Origin of the sequence: Streptomyces atratus, from assembly GCF_040655115.1 — a bacterium.
Lineage (GTDB): Bacteria > Actinomycetota > Actinomycetes > Streptomycetales > Streptomycetaceae > Streptomyces > Streptomyces atratus_D.
On sequence record NZ_JBFAJH010000133.1, the window covers coordinates 1 to 1,928 of the forward strand.

General features: G+C 67.5%; 3 protein-coding genes. 2 read left to right on the forward strand and 1 reads right to left on the reverse strand.

Translation table 11 applies throughout. The features are described from left to right. Positions 1 to 285: 285 nt before the first annotated feature. Positions 286 to 795, reverse strand: coding sequence for an NUDIX hydrolase (locus AB0I23_RS41385; protein ID WP_359118427.1), 510 nt, complete (start codon positions 793 to 795; stop codon positions 286 to 288). Between the two features lie 155 nt (positions 796 to 950). Between AB0I23_RS41385 and AB0I23_RS41390 the strand changes: the two genes are divergently transcribed. Then, positions 951 to 1,103 carry a hypothetical protein gene (locus AB0I23_RS41390; protein WP_359118429.1) on the forward strand — a complete coding sequence of 51 codons (153 nt, stop codon included), beginning with the start codon at positions 951 to 953 and terminating at the stop codon, positions 1,101 to 1,103. Positions 1,104 to 1,250: 147 nt separating this feature from the next. After that, on the forward strand, positions 1,251 to 1,838 hold the full coding sequence (locus AB0I23_RS41395) for a transposase (RefSeq protein ID WP_359118431.1): 588 nt from the start codon (positions 1,251 to 1,253) through the stop codon (positions 1,836 to 1,838). Positions 1,839 to 1,928: the final 90 nt, after the last annotated feature.

The window sequence follows — 1,928 nt, forward strand, 5'->3', positions numbered from 1 at the left end:
AACGCGGGGGACCAGCGCATCCAAAACCGTTCGGGATGCGCGCAGTTCCGGGACGTGGGTACAAGGCTCACTCCTGGACACTGTTTAGGAACGGTCGGCAGCATCTGTGTCCACGGCGGCCGGACGGGACCGGACCGCCCGGACCCGGAAGGAAACTGGTCGACCACGAGCCCATGCCGAGCACGTGGGACCACATGAACTCCGGGATGGGGCTGGCTGCAGACCAGCGCATCTCGAAGCGGGGTCCAGGCTGTGCCGACGTAGCCGTCCCCGGACGACAGGGCATCAGGCCTGGGGGCGGATGGGGTCGCGTCCGTCGTGCAGGTAGACGGTGGTGCCCTGGGCCAGAGCTCGGGAGCAGGCGTGCAGGCGGCGGGCAAGGTGTGAGGCGAGGAGGGTGTCCCACTGCTCGGGGATCGTCAGCTGCCATGCGGTGAGCTCGTCCGGGCCGAGGTGGATTCGTGTCTGAGTTTCGCGCGTTATCAGCCCGCCGTCGAAGAGGTAATTGGCCAGCGGCGGGCGGCCGTCGGCCTGTTCCGGTACCCAGTCGATGGCCAGCAGTCGGCCAGGTGTGATGTCGATATCGAGCTCCTCCTTGACCTCGCGCTTGACTGCTTGCAGTGGGTTCTCTCCCACCTCCAGTCCGCCACCGGGAATCTCCCAAGTGCCGGTGCGATAGGACGGCTGGACGAGAAGAATGCGGCCCGCAGCGTCGTGGATGATCGCCCCGGCACCGGCGATATGCCTGGGAAGCGAGGCGTAGTACTCAGAGGGAGGAAGGTGCGTCGGGCTCACGGCGTGATCCTCGCTCCTGGTGTTTGGTCTCCGCCATATGTGCAATGTCCGCTTGCTGCGCAGATCAGGGCGTTCTTCAGGGCCGGATCGACGGTCAGGCTCGCGGCTGGGACTGCCGGCCAAAGGATTTCGGAGCTTCCCAGGACCGGCTGCCGGTGGAGAGCGAGAAGCGCTGGTTGGGCATCACCCTGGCGCACGACGGGCTGGTGCTCCTGGTGGCCGGGTACGTCGTGGACGGGACATCGGCCCAGTCCACCGACCTGGAGTCGTTGCTCGCCGAACTCGATCTGCTGTGGCAGAGGCTGTGAGCGCGGGGGTGGAGAGGTCGGTAGGGCTCAGGGAGCCGCGCAGCCGGTGGGAGTACGCGGTGTCGGGGGCCGACCAGCTTGAAGTTCCCCCGCTGAAGTGGACAGCCTGATACCGGGACGGATCGGTCCCGGAGGAAGCAGTCCAGGTTGAGTGGCAAGAGCAACATGAGCAAGCGGTACACGCCGGAGTTCAAGCGGGACGCGGCGGCACTGGTCCGCTCGTCAGGGCGGAATGTCACCGAGGCCGCCCGGGAACTCGGCGTGAGTCCGGAGGGTCTTCGCGGCTGGGTGAAGCAGGCGAAGATCGACCGTGGCGAGGGGGCGCCCGGCGCGCTGACCACGGCGGAGAGGGAAGAGCTGCAGCGGCTGCGCAGGGAGAGCCGGGAACTGGTCACCGACGCGCTGCGGATGGCCGCCGGCCGCGGCGACCTCCCGCGCCGATGCCGGGTCGCCGAGGACATCCGGATCACCCGCAAGACGTTGCTGGAACTGCCCGATCCGCAGCCGTCCGCGCCACTGGCGCCGAAGCTGCCCGACCACCCGGCCTACCAGCAGATCATGGCGGTGTTCGCCGCGGCCGACGCGCCGCTGCGGGCGCAACAGGTGTGCGAGGCGATGAACCTGGAGATCGCGCCCAACAACATCGACAACACCCGCCTGAAGCTCAAGCGACTGACCGAGCGCGGAATCCTGGTCGAGACCGAGCAAAGGTTGTTCACCCAGCCGCGGTCCTAGGGCGTGTTCCAGGTTCAGATCACTGTTGGGTCAAATCGCTCCGCCGGAGTGGCTCGGGACGGTAGACATCCGGGGTGACGCGAGGCGATC